The sequence below is a fragment of the Pseudomonas sp. EGD-AK9 genome, from assembly GCF_000465935.2.
In the GTDB taxonomy this organism is placed as follows: Bacteria; Pseudomonadota; Gammaproteobacteria; order Pseudomonadales; family Pseudomonadaceae; genus Aquipseudomonas.
On sequence record NZ_AVOF01000546.1, the window covers coordinates 1 to 1,441 of the forward strand.

Genomic DNA, 1,441 nt, shown 5'->3' on the forward strand with positions numbered 1-1,441 from the left:
GGCCAAGCCCGGCGACGCGGTACCCGGCGCCCACTGGTGGCTCAACGCCGAACTGCCCGGCGCCGCCCGGCCCTGGCCGGATGCGCCGGCCGATACCCTGGCCGCCCTCGGCCACTGGGGCCAGGGCCTGTACGTGCTGCCCGAGGAGAAACTGGTGGTTGTGCGCTACGCCGACGACCGCGACGGCAGCTACAGTCATAACGAACTGCTCAAGCGCGTGCGTGCGGCCTTCGCCGAGGAGGTGCAGCCATGATCCGTCGTCGTCCCTGGCTTACCCTGCTGCTGTTGCTGGTCATCGTGCTGATCGCCCTGGCCTGGCCCAATCGCGCGCACCTGGCGGCGTTCCCCGACATCATCGGCGCCTACACCGCCAAGGAGTACTGCTCCTGCCGTTACGTCAGCGGCAATCCGGCGGCCTATTGCGAAGGTTACGTCGCCCAGTACGTGCCGATCGGCAGCCTGCTCGACGATACGGCCGGCAAGCGGGTGACCGCCAGCGGCCTGGGCCGCACCCACAGTGCCGCCTGGCTGGGCGCGCGCCAGGGCTGCCAGCTGTTGCCGAACGACTAGCCAGCAACCCTCTCCCCGCAATCGGAGATGGGAGCCTAACCCCACGATCTTGAGCCAATGGCACCGGAGCAGGGCGCCGGGCTTTGCAAGCCCGGCTGCGGCGACTATCGTTGCGCCTGGTCATGCCGTTTGCCGAGTCCCCATGCGTCGTTCGCTGTTTGCCCTGCTGCTGGCTGCCGCCTTGCCCGTCCAGGCCGATTGGTACCTGGACAACGAGTCCTCGCGGCTGTCCTTTATCTCCACCCATTCCGGCAACCTGTCGGAGGTGCACCGCTTCCTCACCCTGCACGGCCAGATCGCCGCCGACGGCCGCGCCCGCCTGCGTATCGAGCTGGACTCGCTGAGCACCGGCATCCCGCTGCGCGACGAGCGCCTGCGCGCCATGCTGTTCGACACCGAGCGCCTGCCCGAGGCGCGGGTCGCCGCGCAGGTGAACCTGGCGCAGCTCACCGACCTGGCGCCGGGTGCGCAGCTGGAACTGCGCCTGCCGCTGACCCTGACCCTCGACGAGCGCGCGCGCCAGCTGGAGGCCGAGCTGCTGGTCACCCGCCTGGACGACCGCCGCTTCCAGGTGGTGAGCCTGGCGCCGCTGGTGCTGCACGCCGAGGACTTCGGCCTGGCCAGCGGCATCGAGGCGCTGCGCAAGGTGGCCGACCTGTCCGCCATCAGCCTGTCGGTGCCGGTGGGTGCGGTGCTGATCTTCACCGCTCGCTGATGCGCGGCGCGATCTTCCCCTGGCGCGGCGGCAACCGCTTCGCCCTGCTGCTCGACGGCCCGCAGTTCTTCCCGCGCATGCTCGCCGCCATCGACGCCGCCGAGCGCCAGGTCGAGCTGGAGCTGTACCTGGTCGAGGACGGCCAGTGCAGCGAGC

The 1,441-nt window shown here is 70.4% G+C and carries 2 protein-coding genes and 2 pseudogenes; all 4 read left to right on the top strand.

Annotated features, from left to right (window positions below):
- Positions 1–253 (top strand): annotated as a pseudogene (locus N878_RS20360) (serine hydrolase); the annotation flags it as partial.
- On the top strand, positions 250–570 hold the full coding sequence (locus tag N878_RS20365) for a hypothetical protein (RefSeq protein WP_021445385.1): 321 nt from the start codon (positions 250–252) through the stop codon (positions 568–570). The pseudogene N878_RS20360 and the gene N878_RS20365, both read left to right, overlap by 4 nt.
- 142 nt (positions 571–712) lie before the next feature.
- On the top strand, positions 713–1,285 hold the full coding sequence (locus N878_RS20370) for a YceI family protein (protein WP_021445386.1): 573 nt from the start codon (positions 713–715) through the stop codon (positions 1,283–1,285).
- Positions 1,285–1,441 (top strand): annotated as a pseudogene (locus tag N878_RS28520) (phosphatidylserine/phosphatidylglycerophosphate/cardiolipin synthase family protein); the annotation flags it as partial. The gene N878_RS20370 and the pseudogene N878_RS28520, both read left to right, overlap by 1 nt.

What these genes read in the sequence shown, in the direction of transcription:
- N878_RS20370 (WP_021445386.1), top strand. Translation starts at nt 713, where the DNA reads ATGCGTCGTTCGCTGTTTGCCCTGCTGCTGGCTGCCGCCTTGCCCGTC.
- N878_RS20365 (WP_021445385.1), top strand. Translation starts at nt 250, where the DNA reads ATGATCCGTCGTCGTCCCTGGCTTACCCTGCTGCTGTTGCTGGTCATC.